The sequence below is a fragment of the Comamonas sp. 14P8.1.4 genome, from assembly GCF_057799285.1.
The window spans coordinates 322,474-339,527 of the sequence record NZ_JBYOKN010000001.1 but is presented as its reverse complement, the minus strand read 5'-3'; the positions used below and the strand labels follow the sequence as shown (position 1 = coordinate 339,527).

The following is a 17,054-nucleotide window of genomic DNA, read 5'->3' as shown; positions in this document are numbered from 1 at the left end:
ACTGAACATCACGGCACCCGCTATGCTTGGGTGCTTGTCCGCTGCACTCTGTCTTGCCCATGCCCGTATCCCTGCATGACCAGTTGGTGGTCGCCATCTCCTCCCGCGCGCTGTTTGACTTTGAGGAGGAAAACCGCGTCTTCGACCAGGACCCTGCCGCCTATGTGGCGCTGCAGCGGGACAAGCTAGACGTGCCCGCTGCCCCCGGCGTGGCCCTGCCGCTGGTGCGCAAGCTGCTGGCATTCAACACGCCAGCCGTGCAGCGCGTGGAGGTGGTGGTGCTCTCGCGCAACGACCCGGTCAGCGGCATGCGCGTGTTTCGCAGCGCCAAAGCCCATGGGCTGGACAGCATCCAGCGCGGTGTTTTCACGCAAGGACGCGACCCTTTCGGCTATCTGCGGCCGCTGGGTGCTCACCTTTTCTTGTCGGCCAATGACGCCGATGTGACCGAAGCCCTGGGCCTGGGCTACCCGGCGGCACGCGTGCTGACCGAGTCGGCCGGCGCCAGCAGCGCCCACCCGCAAGAAGTGCGCATTGCCTTTGACGGCGACGCCGTGCTGTTCTCGGACGAAGCCGAGCGCGTCTACCAGGCCGAAGGGTTGGATGCTTTTTTGCGCCATGAGGTAGAACACGTGGCCCAGCCCTTGCCGGATGGCCCCTTCAAACCCTTGCTGGCCGCCCTGCACCGCCTGCAGCAAGCTGCCCAGCAAGGCGTGACCGGCGGCATGCACCTGCGCACGGCCCTGGTTACCGCCCGCAGCGCCCCGGCCCACGAACGTGCCATTCGCACCCTGATGGACTGGCGCATTGAGGTAGATGAGGCCATGTTTCTGGGCGGCTTAGCCAAAGGGGCGTTCCTGCGTGAGTTTGCGCCGGACTTCTTTTTTGACGACCAAACCGGCCATGTGCAATCCGCCAGCGCCCATGTTCCCGCCGGCCATGTGCGCAGCGGCATTGCCAACCACGCTGGCTGACACATTTTTTTCACCCCATGAAAAAAGCCACCCGCAGGTGGCTGATTAGGGCTCAGTGGTCTTACAGACCGCCAGTGCGCTTGACCGAAGGTTCGTCGTACGTCAGCGGTTCGGTGCGCACTTGCAGCAAGTTGCGCTCTTGCTGGTCGGTTTTCTGCGATTCCTGGGCCACTTCCACCGCCATGGCGCTGGCGCGCCACATGGACTGCAGGTGCTCAATCAGCTGCTTGTAGATAGGCTCCTTGGGCGGCTCCTGCTCTTCTTCCTTGACCTGTTTGGCCTGCACCTCGGTCCAGTCATGGTCGCGCAAGCTCTTGTCGGTGGGCTTTTCTGGGCTCTTGATCGTGACGGTCACGCCTTCACCGAGCTGGTCAGTGGATTCCACCGCATTCACCGCATGCACGGGGCGAATCGCCGCAGCCCCGGAGGCGCCTGTTGAATACAAATTGGCACCCTGGGTGTTCGTCCACTGGATGGGATTACGTTCTACGGGTGGTATTTGCATGGTGAGGCCCTCAGTTGGCAGTCAATAACGTCGACAAAAATTGGTTCCGACTGCTTTATCGGCACGTTGCAGAAAAACTGAAGAACTTTTTTCAACTTTTTTACGCAACGTCCAAAAAACCAAAATACACCAACGTTTTCAAGCCATTACAGGAAAAGCTCCAGAAACTTCTGTGACTGCTTGTCCAGCTGGCGGGCATCCTGGATACGGTACTGCACGCCATCACGGCTGGTAATCAGCAGCTGGTGCTGCCCATCGAGCTTACGAATATCTTCTTCCGCCTTCAAGCCCAGTTGTGCGGTTCCTTTGTCGGTCACGACCGTCCATACGCTGGGCACCGAGATCGCATCGATGGCTTCGATACGCAGGACTTGCGGCACAAACTCGCGCACAGCAAAGTCTTCTTCCAGCAGCAGGCGCATGGCCTCGGGGACTTCGCTCAGGTGATCGATCCAGTACACCTCCTTGCCGTCGCGCCCCACCAGGGAAATCGCTTCTTCAGGTGCAGCGATCGGAAACGCCCGCACGGGGGTGAGTGCCTCATGCTCCGTGCCATCGGGCAGCGTCAGGCACAGGCGCCCATGGGCATTGCGGCTGAGCAAGATATCTGTGGCGCTCATGCTTTCTCTCCTTCGCGGGCCAGTGTCAAGCCTGCAGCTTGTGCATCTTCTTCAGCGCGGCGGGCTTGCGCCTCGTACAGGCGCCAGTAAGCGCCCTGCACCGCCATCAGTGCATCGTGTGGACCAACCTCAATGATCTGACCACGGTCCATCACCACCAGACGGTCGGCTTTGCGCAATGTCGACAAACGGTGGGCGATCGCAATCGTGGTGCGTCCCTTGACCAGGTTGTCCAGCGCTTTCTGGATTTCCTTTTCGGTTTCCGTATCAACCGCCGAAGTAGCCTCATCCAGAATCAGCAGACGGGGGTCAATCAGCAAGGCACGCGCAATGCTGATGCGCTGGCGTTCGCCCCCTGACAGCCCCTGGCCACGCTCCCCCACCACCGAGTCATAGCCATGCGGCAGGCGCAAGATGAACTCGTGGGCGTGCGCAGCGCGGGCTGCGGCCACAATTTCGGCGCGGCTTGCATGGGGCTTGCCGTAGGCGATGTTCTCGGCGACGGTGCCAAAGAACAGGAAAGGCTCCTGCAGCACCAGGCCAATATTGCGGCGGTAATCCGCCACGGCCAGGCGGCGCACATCCACGCCATCAAGCTGGATGCTACCTTCCGTCACATCGTAGAAACGGTTGATCAGGTTCACCAAGGTGCTCTTGCCCGAGCCGCTGTGGCCCACCAGGCCGATCATTTCACCGGGCTGAATGTCCAGATTCAGGCCACGAATGACCTGGCGGCTGCCATAGCGGAAGCCCACATCGTGCAAGGAGATGCGACCCTTCACGGGTTGCGGCAGCTGCACGGGATTCACCGGCTCAGGCACGCTGCTGACCTGGTCCAGCACATCAAAGATGCGCTTGGCGCCAGCTGCGGCCTTTTGCGTGATGTTCACGATGCGGCTCATGGAGTCCAGGCGGGTGTAGAAACGACCGATGTAGGCAATGAAGGCCGAGAGCACGCCCACCGTAATCTGGTCGTGCGCCACCAGCCAGATACCGAAACCCCAGACCACCAACAGGCCGATTTCGGTCATCAGCCCCACTGTGGGCGAGAACAGCGACCAGACCTTGTTAACCTTGTCATTGGCCTCCAGGTTGCGCACATTCGCCTGGCGGAAACGCTCTGTCTCGTGTGCTTCCTGTGCAAACGCCTTGACCACGCGCACACCGGGAATGGTGTCGGACAGCACATTCGTCACATCGGCCCAGACACGGCTGACGCGGTCAAAGCCCACGCTCAGACGCCCGCGCACCTTCTGAATCAGCCAGGCAATGAAAGGCAACGGCACCAAGGTCACCAGCGCCAGCCAGGGGTTGATGGAGGCCAGAATCACCGCCGTCATGATGATCATGATCACATCGGTCACAAAATCCAGCGCGTACAGCGACAGGAACATGTTGATGCGATCGGTGTCCGCGCTGATGCGGCTCATCAGGTCGCCCGTGCGCTTGCCGCCAAAATACTCCAGCGACTGTTTCATCATGTGGGCATAGGTGGAGGTGCGCATGTCCGCGCCAATGCGCTCGGACACCTTGGCCATCACCCAGGTGCGCGCCCAGCTCAACCCCCAAGCCAGCAGGGCGGACAACAGCAAACCGCCCAGGTACAGGCCCACCAGCCACGGCTCCACGGCCTGACCGCTCTTTTGGTACGGGATCAGGATGTCATCCATGATCGGGATGGTCAGGTAAGGCGGCACCAGGGTGGCGGCCGTCGCCAGCAGCGTCAACACAAAGCCCAGAATCAGTAACCCCTTGTATGGCTTGGCAAAACGCCCCACACGCAACAACACCCAGGTCGAGGTCTTGGGCGCAGCCATGCGGGCACAGGCTGGGCACTCGTCGCTGTCGGGAGGCAGGATTTCGCTGCACACACTGCAACGGCTTTCATCCACCGGCTGCAGGGCTTGCTCCAGCGTGCCTGCGGCAGTGGCATCGCGCAGCTGATTAAAGCGCTGCAAGAAGCGAAGCACCTGCGCTTGCTGGTTCAAAGTGAAGCGCCACAATGCCAAACGACGCTGGCTGTCATGCAATTCCAGAGTGCCCACACCGGCGTAGTCAATCAGGCGCAGCTGCAAATCGGCAGAAAATGGCCAACTTTGCCAATCACTGTCCGCATCTTTGCCCACAATACGCAGTTCTGTCAGTGCCAACACCCCTGGCGCAAAGCGCAGCGAAACCGTCAAGTCAACCGACAGGGCGGCTTGTACGTTTTCATGGGGTGCGAGTTGTGCTCGCAGTTCAGCCCCCAAAGGGCCATTGAAGACACCAGAGGTATCTACAGGATGGTGATGTTGCATGTTGAATCGTTAGAACCCAGCGTTGGCCACACTGCCAAAGGGTGGGGGCATGGCGCATTCTTTGCAAGAACACTTCACACCCAAGTAGGAGCTACACCCTTGAACGCATCAGGGGTGAGTTTGGCTGACAAACTGCCACGGCTTTGCCTGCTGCACACAATAGCCCTTCTTTTTTCAGACTGTGGCCTTTGACCCCAGCCTTCACTCCAACGCTGATATTCATGGCGACATTCAAAGACATCCAACTGCTTCGTACCACCTACCTGCGTGGCCCCAGCGTCTGGACTTACCGTCCAGTCCTTGAAGTGTGGCTGGACCTGGGCGAGTTGGAAGACTACCCCTCCGACAAACTGGAAGGTTTCACCCCGCGCCTGACCGCTTGGCTGCCCGGCCTCGTGGAGCACCATTGTGGTGTGGGCCACCGTGGCGGCTTTATCGAGCGCCTCAAGGACGGCACCTGGATGGGGCACGTGATGGAGCACACCATCATTGAGTTGCTGAACATGGCAGGCATGCCAGCCGAATTTGGCCAGACCCGCAGCGTTTCGCAGCATGGTGTCTACCGCATGGTCTTCCGCTGCCCTGAAGAATCGGTGGCGCATGTGGCACTCAAGCAGGGCCACGCACTGCTCATGGCAGCCATCAACAATCTGCCCTTTGATGTACCCGCTGCGGTGGAAGCCATCAAGGCCGAAATCGAAAACCGGTACCTGGGCCCCAGCACGGCCAGCATCGTCAATGCTGCCGCCGAGCGCCGCATTCCCTGCATCCGCTTGAATGATGGCAACCTGGTCCAGCTGGGCTACGGTGCTTCGCAGCGCCGCATCTGGACCACCGAAACCGACAAGACCAGCGCCATTGGCTTTGGCATTGCCGAAGACAAAGACCTGACCAAGCAACTCATCAAGGCCTGCGGCGTGCCCGTTCCCGCGTGGGAGCTGGTCTACAGCGCCGATCAGGCATGGGAAGAAGCGGACTACATGGGCCTGCCCGTGACCGTCAAACCCTACAACTCCAACAAGGGCCAGGGCGTCAGCCTCAACCTCACCACCGAAGCCGAAGTGCGCGCGGCCTACGAAGAAGCCCGCAAGCTGACCCGCTACGTGATGGTGGAGCGCCACGTGCCCGGCCATGTCCACCGCCTGCTGGTGGTGGGTGGCAAGGTGGTGGCCGCTTCGCGCGGTGAATACCCCGAAGGCCAAAACCCCCGCGCCAAGGTCGTGACCGTGGACTGCACCGATGCGGTGCATCCTGACGTGACGTATATGGCCGCACTGTCTGCCAAGGCCGTGGGCCTGGACATTGCTGGCGTCGATCTGGTCTGCCACGACATCAGCCAGCCTCTGGAAGCCCAGGGCGGTGCCATTTTGGAAGTCAACGGCGGCCCCGGCCTGCTGATGCACCTCAAGCCCAGCGTCGGCGTGGCACGCCCCGTAGGCCAGGCCATTGTGGAACACCTGTTCCCCACCACCGAAGGCGACAGCGACGGCCAGGCCTCGCGCATCCCCGTGGTGGGCATTGCGGGCACACGCCACAACGCCTTCATCGCCCGTCTGGTGGGCTGGCTGCTGCAGCTCAGCGGCAAGCGCACTGGCGTGGCCAGCAGCGAGGGCACCTTCCTGGAAGGCCGCCTGACGCAAAAGGGTGACAACACCAACTGGCATGCGGCCCACCGCCTGCTGGTCAACCGCCTGGCTGAAGCCGCAGTCATTCAGACCACCGCCCGCTCCATCCTGGAAGAAGGCCTGGCCTATGACCGCTGCCAAGTGGGCGTGGTCACCGACATGGACGGCTTTGAGAGCTTGGCCGACCACGATGTGCTGGAAGCCGAGCAAATGACCCGCGTGATGCGCACCCAGATGGATGTGGTGCTCAGCCAAGGCGCCGGCGTGCTCAATGCCGACGACGAGCGCTCGGCCGATCTGGCCCGCCTGTGCGATGGCCAGGTGCTGTTCTACACCCACGACCCCAAGAGCACCGTGCTGCAGGCCCACCGCGATGCGGGCGGCCGCGCCGTGGTCTTGAACGGCACCGAGGTGCTGCTGGTACACGGCCGCAACGAGCGCGCCCTTGGCAAGCTGGATGCGCTGCGCCCCGTCAACGGTTTCGAGCCTGACTCCTCCGCCCTGCTGGCCGCGATTGCCACCGCCTGGGCACTGGACATCACGCCCGAGCTGATTGCCGCTGGCATCAAAACTTTTGATTACCAGCCTGCCTGATTAAAAAGATAGCTACAAGCGCTTGTCAAATCTACGTTAGAAGCCAATTTGATTTAAATTTTGGCGGAAAGACAGACCATGGAAATTTCTCGCACCCGCGCCCTGCGCGGCCCCAACCTCTGGAGCCGCAACACCGCTATCGAATCCATCGTGCACTGCACAACGGAAGAGCAGAACTTCACCCAGATCGCTGGCTTTGAAGACAAGCTGCGCGCGCGCTTTCCCGCCATTGGTGGCCTGCAAGGCCAGGGCATGGACAACACCCTGTCCATGGCCCACGTGCTCGAAGCCGCTGCACTGGCACTGCAGGCACAAGCCGGTTGCCTGGTGACCTTCAGCCGTACCCACGCTACGGTCGAATCCTGCACCTTCCAGGTGGTGGTGGAATACACGGAAGAAGCCGTGGGCAAGCGCGCCATGGCGCTGGCTGAAGCATTGATCACCGCTGCCCTGAACGACACCGCTTTTGACGCCAAGGCCGCCATCGCCGAGCTGCGCGAGCTGGACGAAGACGAGCGCGTGGGGCCCTCCACCGGCTCGCTGCTGAACGCGGCCATTGCCCGTGGTATCCCTTTCCGCCGCCTGACCGCCGGCAGCCTGGTCCAGCTGGGCTGGGGCTCCAAGGCCCGCAAGTTCCAGGCCGCCGAAGTCGACCAGACCAGCTCGGTCGCCGAAACCATCGCCCAAGACAAAGACCTGACCAAGCGCCTGCTGCACGCAGCGGGTGTGCCCGTGCCCATGGGCCGTCCCGTGAAAGACGTGGAAGACGCATGGACCCTGGCCCAGGAAGTGGGCCTGCCCGTGGTGGTCAAGCCGCAAGACGGCAACCAGGGCAAGGGCGTGACCGTCAACATCACCACCCGCGAACAGCTGGAGAAGGCCTACGCCACCTCCATGGAGTTTGGCACCGTGGTGATGGTGGAGCGCTTCTTGCCCGGCCACGACTTCCGCCTGCTGGTGGTGGGTGACCACCTGGTGGCCGCCGCCCGCCGCGACCCACCCCAGGTGCTGGGCGATGGCCAGCACACCATCCGTGAACTGGTGGACATCGTCAACCAGGACCCCCGCCGCGGCTCCGGCCACGGCACGGCACTGACCAAGGTGCGTCTGGACGACATCGCCATCGGCCGCATTGCCGGTGAAGGTCTGACGCCCGATTCCGTGCCTGCCCAGGGCCAGCGCGTGGTGCTGCGCAACAACGCCAACCTGTCGACCGGCGGCAGCGCCACCGACGTGATGGACGATGTGCACCCCGATATTGCCGCCCGCGCCATTGAAGCGGCGGCCTGCGTGGGTCTGGACATCTGCGGCGTGGACGTGGTGTGCGAGACCATGCTCAAACCACTCGAAGAGCAAAACGGCGGCATTGTGGAAGTGAATGCAGCCCCCGGTCTGCGCATGCACCTGGCACCCTCGTTTGGCAAGCCCCGCAACGTGGGCACCCCCATGGTCGACCTGCTGTTTGGCCCGGGTGAAGATGGCCGTATCCCCGTGGTGGCTGTGACCGGCACCAACGGCAAGACCACCACCACGCGCCTGATCAGCCATATCTTCGCCACGCAAGGGCTGCGCGTGGGCATGACCAACACCGACGGCGTCTACGTCAATGGCCGCCAGATCGACAGCGGTGACTGCTCTGGCCCCAAGAGCGCACGCAATGTGCTGGCCCACCCCGAGGTGGACGCTGCCATTTTGGAATGCGCACGCGGCGGCATTTTGCGTGAAGGCCTGGGCTTTGACCGCTGCCAGGTGGCCGTGGTCACCAATGTGGGTGAAGGCGACCACCTGGGCCTGAACTTCATCACCACCGTCGAAGACGTGATGGTTTTGAAGCGTGTGATTGTGCAGAACGTGGCCCCCACGGGCTACGCCGTGCTGAACGCGATTGACCCGCACGTGGCCCCCATGGCCAACGTCTGCCTGGGCAAGATCATTTACTTTGGCGCTGACCGCCACCACCACGTCATGGCCACACACCGCGCCCAGGGCAACCGGGTGGTGTACGTGGACGACGGCCACATCGTCTGTGCCGAAGGCGCATTCAAGGAAAGCATTGCGCTGGCCGACATTCCGCTCACACGCAACGGCACCATCGGCTTCCAGGTGGACAACGCCATGGCCTCCATCGGTGCGGCTTGGGCGGCAGACCTGCCCTGGGACACCATCCGCCGTGGCCTGGCCTCGTTCAACAACGACGCTGCCAATGCCCCTGGTCGCTTCAATGTGATGGACTACAAGGGAGCCACCATCGTCGCCGACTACGGACACAACCCCGACGCCATCCGTGCGCTGACGCAAGCGGTGTCCGCCATTCCGGCCAACCGCCGCAGCGTGGTCATCAGCGGTGCCGGTGACCGCCGTGACCAGGACATCATCGAGCAGACCCGCATTCTGGGCGCTGCGTTCGATGACGTGATCCTGTACCAGGACGCCTGCCAGCGTGGCCGTGAAGACGGTGAAGTGATTGCCCTGCTGAAGAAGGGCCTGGAAGGCGCACCGCGCACCAGCTACAGCACCGACATTCACGGTGAATTCATCGCCATTGACCACGCACTGAGCCGCCTGCAGCCCGGCGATCTGTGCCTGGTGCTGGTGGACCAGGTGGAAGAGTCGCTGGAGCACCTGCGCAAGCACGTGGAAGAAGCCGCCAAGGCTTAAGCCGCAAAGACGGTCAGCAAGGATCAACATCCATAGCAAAAGGCGCTGGTGCAGCAAGCACCAGCGCCTTTTTTTCACGCCCCAACTACGGCAGCTACTGGCTTAATTTTTCAAAAAGTCGATCAGTGCTTGGTTGAACTCTTGGGCGTGCGAGACATTGCAGCCGTGTGGGCCACCCTGGATCACATGCAGGCTCGCGCCCTTGACCATGGCATGCGTGCGCTGGCCGCTCACCTCCAGAGGTACCGTCTGGTCGCTGTCGCCATGCAGTACCAAGGTAGGAATGTTGAATTGGGCCAGATCACCCCGAAAGTCAGTACACGAGAAAGCCTCCACACAGTCGTGCGTGCCTTTGGGTGATGCGGTGGAGGCAATCGCTTTGGCAAACAGCCGCTGGTCTTCACTGACCGCTAGCTTGCCGCCCTTGGGCGTGAAGAACTTCTGCGTGAATGCGTCCAGAAAAGCTTGCCGGTCTTGCCTCACGCCCCCTTGCTTGGTGTCCACATCGTGTTGTGTCACGGCACCTTCGGGGTTGTCGGCGGCTTTGAACAAATACGGCGGCACCGCTGCCGCAAACACGGCTTTGGCGACGCGTTCGCTGCCATAGGTGCCCACATAGCGGGCCACCTCGCCGCCGCCCATGGAAAAGCCCACCAGTGCCGCATTGCGCAGATCCAGCGCCTGCATCAGGTCATGGAGGTCCTGGGCCATCACGTCGTAGTTGTACCCCTCCCAGGGGCGGCATGAGGCGCCAAAGCCACGGCGGTCATACGTGATGGCGCGAAAACCGGCATCCACCAGCGGCCCCACCTGGGCCTCCCAGGATTTGCCACTCAGCGGCCAACCGTGGATCAGCACCACCGGCTGGCCTTGGCCCTGGTCTTCGTAGTACAGCGCGCCCCCTTGGGCAGTGGGATGGGTCAGTGTGACAAACGGCATCGCAGGCCTCCTTGCTGGCGGTGAAAACTGCCAGCTTGGCCCTGCAGCAGCTTACCGTCTGTCAGCCGATCCCGAAGTTACCGTGTGCAACGATTGCAGGCCCTGCACCGCACGCTGCTGGCGCCGGGCCCAGCGCACACCACGCCACACGCTGAGTGCGGCCAGCGCCGCCAGCCCCGCGCCCACGCTGCACGCGCCCTGCCAGCCCGCCATATTCCAGGCCCACACGCCCAATGCAGAACCAATAGAGGCGCCGGCAAAGTAGCCCGTCATATAGACCGCATTCATGCGGCTGCGTGCCTCGGGCAGCAAGCTGGCCACGCTGGACTGGTTGGTGACATTGATCGCCTGCAAGCCCAGATCCATGACCAGCACGCCCGCCACAAACCACCACACGCTGGCCTGCCCCCACCACAGCGGCAGCCACGACAGCAGCAGTGCCACCGCCCCCACGCGCAGCAAGGTGCGGTCTTTACCCTGATCGGCCCAGCGCCCCGCCACATTGGCGATCAAAGCCCCGGTCACCCCGGCCAGCCCCACCAGACCGATCTGTGCATCGCTCAGCTGCAAAGGCGCGCTGGACAGCACCAGCGCCATGGTGGCAAACATCACACTCACCGAGGCAAAGGCCAGCGCACTGGCCATGGTGCGCAAGCGCAGCGCTGGCTGGCTGCGCAGCAGCTGCCCCATGGAACGCAGCACCTGCCCATAAGGCAGGGGTTGCGGCGCACGGGAGGTGGGCAGCACGCTGCGCATCCACAGCGCCATCAGCGCCATGGCCACGGCCGTCACCTGGTAAACCAGGCTCCAGCCACCCAAGGCCGACAGACCGCCTGCCACGCTGCGCGAGAGCAAGATGCCCACCAGCAGTCCGCTGAGCACCAAGCCCACATTGCGCCCTGCATGGCCCGGTGCAGCCAGTGCGGCTGCCATCGGCACCAGCACCTGGGCCGCCACCGAAAACAGGCCTGCCACCAACGTGCCCAGCATGAACAGGGCAAAGCTGCTGCTCCAGCCCACCATGGCGTGGCCGGCCGCGGCCAGCAGCATCAGCACCACGGCCATGCGGCGGCGCTCCAGCTTGTCGCCCAGCGGGGTGATGAACAACAGGCCTACGGCATAGGCCACCTGAGCCACCGTCACCGACATACCGGCCACGGCCTCGTCCACACCAAAGTGCAGGGCGATGGAATGCAGCAGCGCCTGGTTGAAATAATTGCCACCGGCACAAAGACCACAGGCCACGGCCATCAAAAGCAAAGCAGGCGCAGCCAATACGGGAGGCTGCGCCGTGGGAGAGATACGAGACATGGGGAGCGTCAAAACAGTCAGAAACGGCCACCAGCAAGCGGCCGTGGCGCCATGAAGCGGGCTGGTGCAGCCAGTCGCTTGATCTGCGCGGATCGATTCAGCCACCGATTTTCCCGCCACCGTGCGCAGGCTGCGTCATGCGCCGCACAAACCTGCAAGCACCAGCAGTACATTGCCCGCCTGCAAAGCACCGAGGCACGCCGTATGCTTGCAAGCTATGAAAGCACATCGACTCTGGCTGGCCAGCGCCACCTTGCTCCTGGGCTGCGGCTACGCTGCAGCCAACTCCGAAACCATTGGCTCCGTGGACACGGTGTTCAAGTTCATCGGCCCGGACCACAAAATCGTGGTGGACGCCTATGACGACCCCAAGGTGGCCGGCGTGACCTGCTATGTCTCACGCGCCAAGACCGGCGGCATCAAGGGCGGGCTGGGGCTGGCCGAAGACCGCTCGGAAGCCTCCATCAGCTGCCAGGCCACCGGTGCCATCAGCTTTGCAGCGCCCATCAAGCAGCAAGAAGAAGTGTTCACCGAACGCACCTCGCTGCTGTTCAAACGCCTGCGCGTGGTGCGCATGGTGGATGTAAGCCGCAACACGCTGGTCTATATGACGTATTCCGACCGCGTGATCGAAGGCTCACCGCAAAACAGCGTGGCAGCGGTGCCCGTACCGCGCAGCACGCCGATTCCGCTCAAGTAAGCGCCATCAAAAAGAGAGCTGCTAGCGCTCGTACTGCTTGTATTTGCACATGAAATTGATGCAAAGCTGAGTATTTACCAGCGCTGACCGCTCACTTTTTATCAATTACTCATGCCTGTGCCTGCGCCGCACAGGCATCGGCAAACGCTTGCAGCGCGGGCGACAGGTGCTTACCCGTGCGCTGCAAGATCGAGAAATGGCGCTCCATTTTGGGCAGCGACGTGGGCAACACCACCAAGCTGCCATCGTCCAGCATGGCTTGCACCAGCACGCGCGGCAGACAGCTGATACCCAAGCCCTGTGCCACGCAGCGCGCAATGGCTTCCGAGCTGCCCAGCGTGGTAGCGGCTGGCAACTGCTGCAGGCGCGGCAGCAAGGCGTGCTCCACCATCTCGCGCGTGCCAGATCCCTCTTCGCGCAGCAACCAGCGCGCTTGCCGCAGCAGCGTTACGCCAATGGGTTTGCTGCGTGCCACCTGCACCAAAGGGTCGTGCGGCGCCGCCACAATCAGCAACTCGTCGCGTAGCCACGGCTGCACCTGCAGACCCACGCCATGGCTGCTGCCTTCAATCAGGCCCACATCCACCGCCATGGCCTCCACCGCTTGCGCCACCTTGCGCGTGTTGCCAATGCGCACATCCACGCTGATGTGCGGATGGCTGCGCGCCAGCGCCGCCAGCACGGGCGGCAGCACGTAACTGCCGACGGTGGTGCTGGCTGCCACGCGCAAACGCACCGGCAGGTGACTGCCCCCCGCGCCGAAAGCCTGCTCCAAGCTGCGCGCTTGCTCCAGCAGCGACAGCGCCTGCGGCAGCGCTGCGCGCCCTGCATCGTTGAACACCAGATTGCGCCCCACCCGCTCAAACAGCAGCGTGCCCAGCGCCACTTCCAGCTGCTGCAAGGCCGCGCTGGTGGCCGATTGGGACAGACCAATCGCATCGGCCGCCGCCACGGTCGAGCCGCTGTGGGCCACAGCGCTAAAAATTTCCAGCTGGCGCAAGGTCAGGTGCAGCATGCAAGGCTCCGCATCATCTACCTGCTCAGCAGGTAGTTTTTAGAAAAAGTATTCGTTATACAAATATAACAAAGTTATCTAAAGTTGCATGCACCTGCCCAGGACAACGCTGTGCAGGCCTTGTTATGCACACTTTGACGACTTCATTTTTTCAATCACCGCTCGCACTTTGGCTGCGCCGCCATCTACCCGGCCTGCTGCTCAGCACCGCACTGGCGCTGGCGGCTATCGGTTTGGCGCAGTGGCCGTGGATGGCCACACACGGCATGGGCGCACTCACACTGGCCATTGTGCTGGGGCTGCTCATCGGCAATACCGTGTATCCCCGCATGGCGGCGCAGTGCACGCCCGGCGTAAACATCGGCAAGCAACAGCTGCTGCGCGCCGGCATCGTGCTGTATGGCCTGCGGCTGACCTTCCAGGACATCGCCCAAGTGGGCTGGGGCGGCGTGGCGTTGGATGCACTGGTGCTGGCCAGCACCTTTGGCTGGGCCTGTGTGCTGGGTACCAAGCTCTTGAAGCTGGATACGCGCACCACCCTGTTGATTGGTGCGAGCAGTTCGATCTGCGGGGCCGCCGCCGTGCTGGCCACTGCCCCCGTTGCCAAGGGCCGCGCGCAGGATGTGGCGGTGGCCATTGCCACGGTGGTGGTGTTTGGCACCGTGGCCACCTTCCTCTACCCGGCCTTGTTCCAGTGGAATGCGGCTGCGCAATGGCTGCCGCTGGATGCACACAGCTACGGCCTGTACGTGGGCGCCACCGTGCACGAAGTGGCACAGGTGGTGGCTGCGGGTGCAGCGGTCAGCCCCGAAGCCACCAGCACCGCCGTGATTGCCAAGATGGTGCGCGTGATGATGCTCGCCCCCTTCTTGCTGATGCTTAGCGCTTTTGTGGCACGCCGCTTGCGCCACACTGGCGCGACCGATCCAAGCGACGGCTGCATCACCATTCCGTGGTTTGCATTGGGCTTTGTGGCCATGGCCGGGGTCAACTCGTTGGGCATCTTGCCCGCCGGCCTCAGCCGCTTGGGCGTGGAGTTGGACAACCTGTTGCTGGCCATCGCCATGGCTGCTTTGGGACTGACGACACACTGGCAATCGGTGCGCGCTGCAGGCATCAAGCCGCTGCTGCTGGCCGCCCTGCTGTTTGCGTGGTTGCTGGGCGCCGGCGCGCTGCTCACGCATTGGCTGGGTTGATCGAAAAAGCGTTCGGACACAAAAAAGGCAACCCCAAGGTTGCCTTTTTTGTGCATACCCACGCAGCGGTCTACAACTTATCCAAATCGGGGCGCTCTTGCAAAGCGGCGTTCAACTGGTCCACCACAATCGCCCAATCGTCATCACACTTGAGCTTTTCTTTGAGCAGCTGCGCCTGCTGTGGCGTCCAGAACTTGGCTTCGTAAATATGCAGCCCCTCTTGCAGCGGTGCGTGCTGCTTGAGAAAGCGTTTGATGCTTTCTGGGTCGCTTTCCAAACCCAGTTGGTCAAACAGATCGGTAAAGCTGGGCTGGGATACGCCTGGTGTCAAACTCATATCGTCCTCCGCACAGTGAATGAAAAAGCTTTTCCACGCACCCTGCATGCAGGCGGTGGCGCTGTGGAGCCATCTTCCTTCACATCCCCGCTGCGTGGTGTAGGACTGGCCTGCACGTCCATGTGCTGCCCTGCTGTGCAGCTTACAACTTGAAAAGTTCTTTTCATGCGCTGCCAACAAGCGCGGCACATGGCCTACACCCTTGGCGACACCGGGCGGTAAGACTGACAGCATCAAGGAGTCCGCCATGCCCCACACCCCAGCACCCCCATCCAGCCCAGAATCCAGCATCGACACCACCACGCCGCAAAAACCGGGCGATGCCAGCGCCACGGCCAAGCTGCCGCACGAGCGTGACCAGTCGGTCAACATGACCGACCAAGCCCCCTCCCCCGAAATGCAACAGGCCCACCGCGACCTGAAAAAAGGCATGGTGGACACCGATGCACGCGGCCCCGATGGCAAGCCTCTGGGTGATGACGTCCCCACCAAGTAGCCATGGAAAGCGCCAAACAAAAGGCCGCAGATGCGGCCTTTTGACTGCCACCCACGCGGGTGATTTACACCATGGCTATCGAGACTGCCTTGGCCACCAGATATGCCTCCAGCGCCTCCGGGCCACCTTCAGAGCCATAGCCCGAGTCCTTGACCCCGCCAAACGGCATTTCTGCCGATGCCACGGCAGGCTGGTTGATCCACAGCATGCCGGTTTCCAGCTGCTGGCTCAGCTGGTGCGCATTTTTCAGCGATGCGGTGAACGCGTAGGCTGCCAAGCCATAGGGCAGGCGGTTGGCCTCCGCAATGGCTTCGTCCAGCTTGTCAAACGTGCGCATGGCAATCATGGGGCCAAAGGGCTCCTGGTTGAACACATCGGCATCCAACGGCACATCAGCCAGCACCGTCGGCGCGTAAAAATTACCGGCATCGCTGAGCGTTTTTCCGCCCATCAGCAACTTGGCGCCCTTGTCTTGCGCATTGGCCACCAAAGCCTTCATGGCCGTAATACGACGGGGGTTGGCCAGCGGCCCCATGGTGGTGCCGGCCTCCAAGCCATTACCAACCTTGATGGAATCAAAGTACGCCAGCACCTGTTCGGTGAACTGCTTTTCCAAGCTCTTGTGTACCAAGAAACGGGTGGGCGAAATGCACACCTGCCCCGCATTGCGCAGCTTGGCAGCGCCCGCATATTTGACGGCCAGGGCCACATCGGCGTCATCCGCAATGATCACCGGTGCATGGCCGCCCAGTTCCATGGTGCTGCGCTTCATGTGCGCGCCTGCCATGGCCGCCAGCTGCTTGCCCACGGGGGTAGAGCCCGTGAACGTGACCTTACGGATCACAGGATGGGGAATCAGGTAGCTGGAGATTTCATGCGGGTCACCATAGACCAGGCCGATCACGCCAGCTGGCACACCCGCATCGACAAAGCACTGAAACAGCGCGGCAGGCGATGCCGGCGTTTCTTCCGGGGCCTTGCACAGGAAAGAGCAGCCCGTGGCCAGCGCTGCACTGATCTTGCGCACGATCTGGTTGACCGGGAAGTTCCACGGTGTGAACGCCGCCACCGGGCCTACAGGTTCTTTAATGACCAGTTGCTGCACATCCGCCCGGCGCGCGGGCACGATGCGACCATACAGGCGCAGGGCTTCATCGGCAAACCACTCGATGATGCCCACACCGGCCAGCACTTCCACCTTGGCTTCAGCCAGTGGCTTGCCCTGCTCTTGCGTCAGCAGCGCGGCGATATCGTCGGCACGCTCACGCAGCAAACCAGCGGCTTTGCGCATGGTGGCCTGACGCTCGTGCGCGCTGGTGTTCTTCCAGATCGCAAAGCCTTTTTCAGCCGCAGCCAGGGCACGATCCAGATCTTCTTTGCCCGCATGCGCCAGCTGACCAATCACCTCCCCCGTTGCCGGGTTGTGCACAGGCATGGTTTTTCCACTGGCAGCAGGCTGCCAGTGGCCGTTGATGAGCAATTGCGTGTCGGGGTAGGCGTAGCGCATGGGGCAAATCCAATCAAAAAGGCACACATCTGGTGCGCAAATGCGCCCCACAGTGAGGTGTTGGGCACAGGTGTGCCGCGCAGTTTAGTACCGAATCACGCTGTGCCGGCACTCGGTCCAAGGAGGGTACGCGGCTGCCATGCCGTACCGCTGTCGCCTGTGCGGCAGCGCTCAACCGCCAGCACACAGCGTCTGCAGCCACTCCCGGGACCATCCGACCCGCATTGGTGCGAACAACCCGCATGCGGCGCCGCCACATGCCGTATTTGCAGTTGGTTAC

The 17,054-nt window shown here is 62.4% G+C and carries 14 protein-coding genes; 6 read left to right on the top strand and 8 right to left on the bottom strand.

Translation table 11 applies throughout. The features are described from left to right. The first annotated feature begins 59 nt into the window (after window positions 1–59). Complete coding sequence (locus AC27VO_RS01565; RefSeq protein WP_488664949.1) at window positions 60–974, top strand: 5'-nucleotidase; 915 nt, start codon at window positions 60–62, stop codon at window positions 972–974. A gap of 61 nt (window positions 975–1,035) precedes the next feature. Here the strand turns inward: AC27VO_RS01565 and AC27VO_RS01560 are convergent, their stop codons facing one another. The 3 genes from AC27VO_RS01560 to AC27VO_RS01550 form a co-directional block, all read right to left on the bottom strand. After that, window positions 1,036–1,479 carry a hypothetical protein gene (locus AC27VO_RS01560; RefSeq protein WP_488664948.1) on the bottom strand — a complete coding sequence of 148 codons (444 nt, stop codon included), beginning with the start codon at window positions 1,477–1,479 and terminating at the stop codon, window positions 1,036–1,038. A 146-nt stretch (window positions 1,480–1,625) separates the two neighbouring features. Further along, window positions 1,626–2,099, bottom strand: coding sequence for a cyanophycin metabolism-associated DUF1854 family protein (locus AC27VO_RS01555; protein ID WP_488664947.1), 474 nt, complete (start codon window positions 2,097–2,099; stop codon window positions 1,626–1,628). Then, the gene (locus AC27VO_RS01550) at window positions 2,096–4,396 is read right to left on the bottom strand and encodes a cyanophycin metabolism-associated ABC transporter (RefSeq protein WP_488664946.1); all 2,301 of its coding nucleotides are present in this window, start codon (window positions 4,394–4,396) and stop codon (window positions 2,096–2,098) included. Before AC27VO_RS01550 ends, AC27VO_RS01555 begins: the two co-directional genes overlap by 4 nt. A 221-nt stretch (window positions 4,397–4,617) precedes the next feature. Between AC27VO_RS01550 and AC27VO_RS01545 the strand changes: the two genes are divergently transcribed. Continuing rightward, entirely contained in the window at window positions 4,618–6,615 is a 1,998-nt protein-coding gene (locus AC27VO_RS01545; RefSeq protein WP_488664945.1) for a cyanophycin synthetase family protein, read from the top strand. Between the two features lie 78 nt (window positions 6,616–6,693). Further along, on the top strand, window positions 6,694–9,273 hold the full coding sequence (gene cphA, locus AC27VO_RS01540; protein WP_488664944.1) for a cyanophycin synthetase: 2,580 nt from the start codon (window positions 6,694–6,696) through the stop codon (window positions 9,271–9,273). A 102-nt stretch (window positions 9,274–9,375) separates the two neighbouring features. On the opposite strand, the gene AC27VO_RS01535 is transcribed toward cphA, so the two are convergent. Both AC27VO_RS01535 and AC27VO_RS01530 read right to left on the bottom strand, forming a co-directional pair. Next, window positions 9,376–10,212 carry an alpha/beta fold hydrolase gene (locus AC27VO_RS01535; RefSeq protein WP_488664943.1) on the bottom strand — a complete coding sequence of 279 codons (837 nt, stop codon included), beginning with the start codon at window positions 10,210–10,212 and terminating at the stop codon, window positions 9,376–9,378. Between the two features lie 51 nt (window positions 10,213–10,263). After that, complete coding sequence (locus AC27VO_RS01530) at window positions 10,264–11,514, bottom strand: MFS transporter (protein WP_488665512.1); 1,251 nt, start codon at window positions 11,512–11,514, stop codon at window positions 10,264–10,266. Window positions 11,515–11,740: 226 nt separating this feature from the next. Here AC27VO_RS01530 and AC27VO_RS01525 point away from each other — a divergent pair, with 226 nt between their 5' ends. After that, window positions 11,741–12,223, top strand: coding sequence for a CreA family protein (locus tag AC27VO_RS01525; RefSeq protein WP_488664942.1), 483 nt, complete (start codon window positions 11,741–11,743; stop codon window positions 12,221–12,223). Window positions 12,224–12,332: 109 nt separating this feature from the next. Here AC27VO_RS01525 and AC27VO_RS01520 read toward each other — a convergent pair whose 3' ends face one another. Next, complete coding sequence (locus tag AC27VO_RS01520) at window positions 12,333–13,238, bottom strand: LysR family transcriptional regulator (protein ID WP_488664941.1); 906 nt, start codon at window positions 13,236–13,238, stop codon at window positions 12,333–12,335. Window positions 13,239–13,363: 125 nt separating this feature from the next. On the opposite strand from AC27VO_RS01520, the gene AC27VO_RS01515 reads away from it, so the two are divergent. Further along, window positions 13,364–14,434, top strand: a complete 1,071-nt coding sequence (locus AC27VO_RS01515) for a YeiH family putative sulfate export transporter (RefSeq protein WP_488664940.1) — start codon at window positions 13,364–13,366, stop codon at window positions 14,432–14,434. A 70-nt stretch (window positions 14,435–14,504) separates the two neighbouring features. Here AC27VO_RS01515 and AC27VO_RS01510 read toward each other — a convergent pair whose 3' ends face one another. After that, window positions 14,505–14,771, bottom strand: coding sequence for a DUF2789 family protein (locus AC27VO_RS01510; protein WP_488664939.1), 267 nt, complete (start codon window positions 14,769–14,771; stop codon window positions 14,505–14,507). 247 nt (window positions 14,772–15,018) lie between these two features. Here AC27VO_RS01510 and AC27VO_RS01505 point away from each other — a divergent pair, with 247 nt between their 5' ends. After that, window positions 15,019–15,267: a hypothetical protein gene (locus tag AC27VO_RS01505; RefSeq protein ID WP_488664938.1), complete on the top strand. Its 249-nt coding sequence runs from the start codon at window positions 15,019–15,021 to the stop codon at window positions 15,265–15,267. A 64-nt stretch (window positions 15,268–15,331) separates the two neighbouring features. Here the strand turns inward: AC27VO_RS01505 and AC27VO_RS01500 are convergent, their stop codons facing one another. Next, window positions 15,332–16,774: an NAD-dependent succinate-semialdehyde dehydrogenase gene (locus AC27VO_RS01500; protein ID WP_488664937.1), complete on the bottom strand. Its 1,443-nt coding sequence runs from the start codon at window positions 16,772–16,774 to the stop codon at window positions 15,332–15,334. Between the last annotated feature and the right edge of the window lie 280 nt (window positions 16,775–17,054).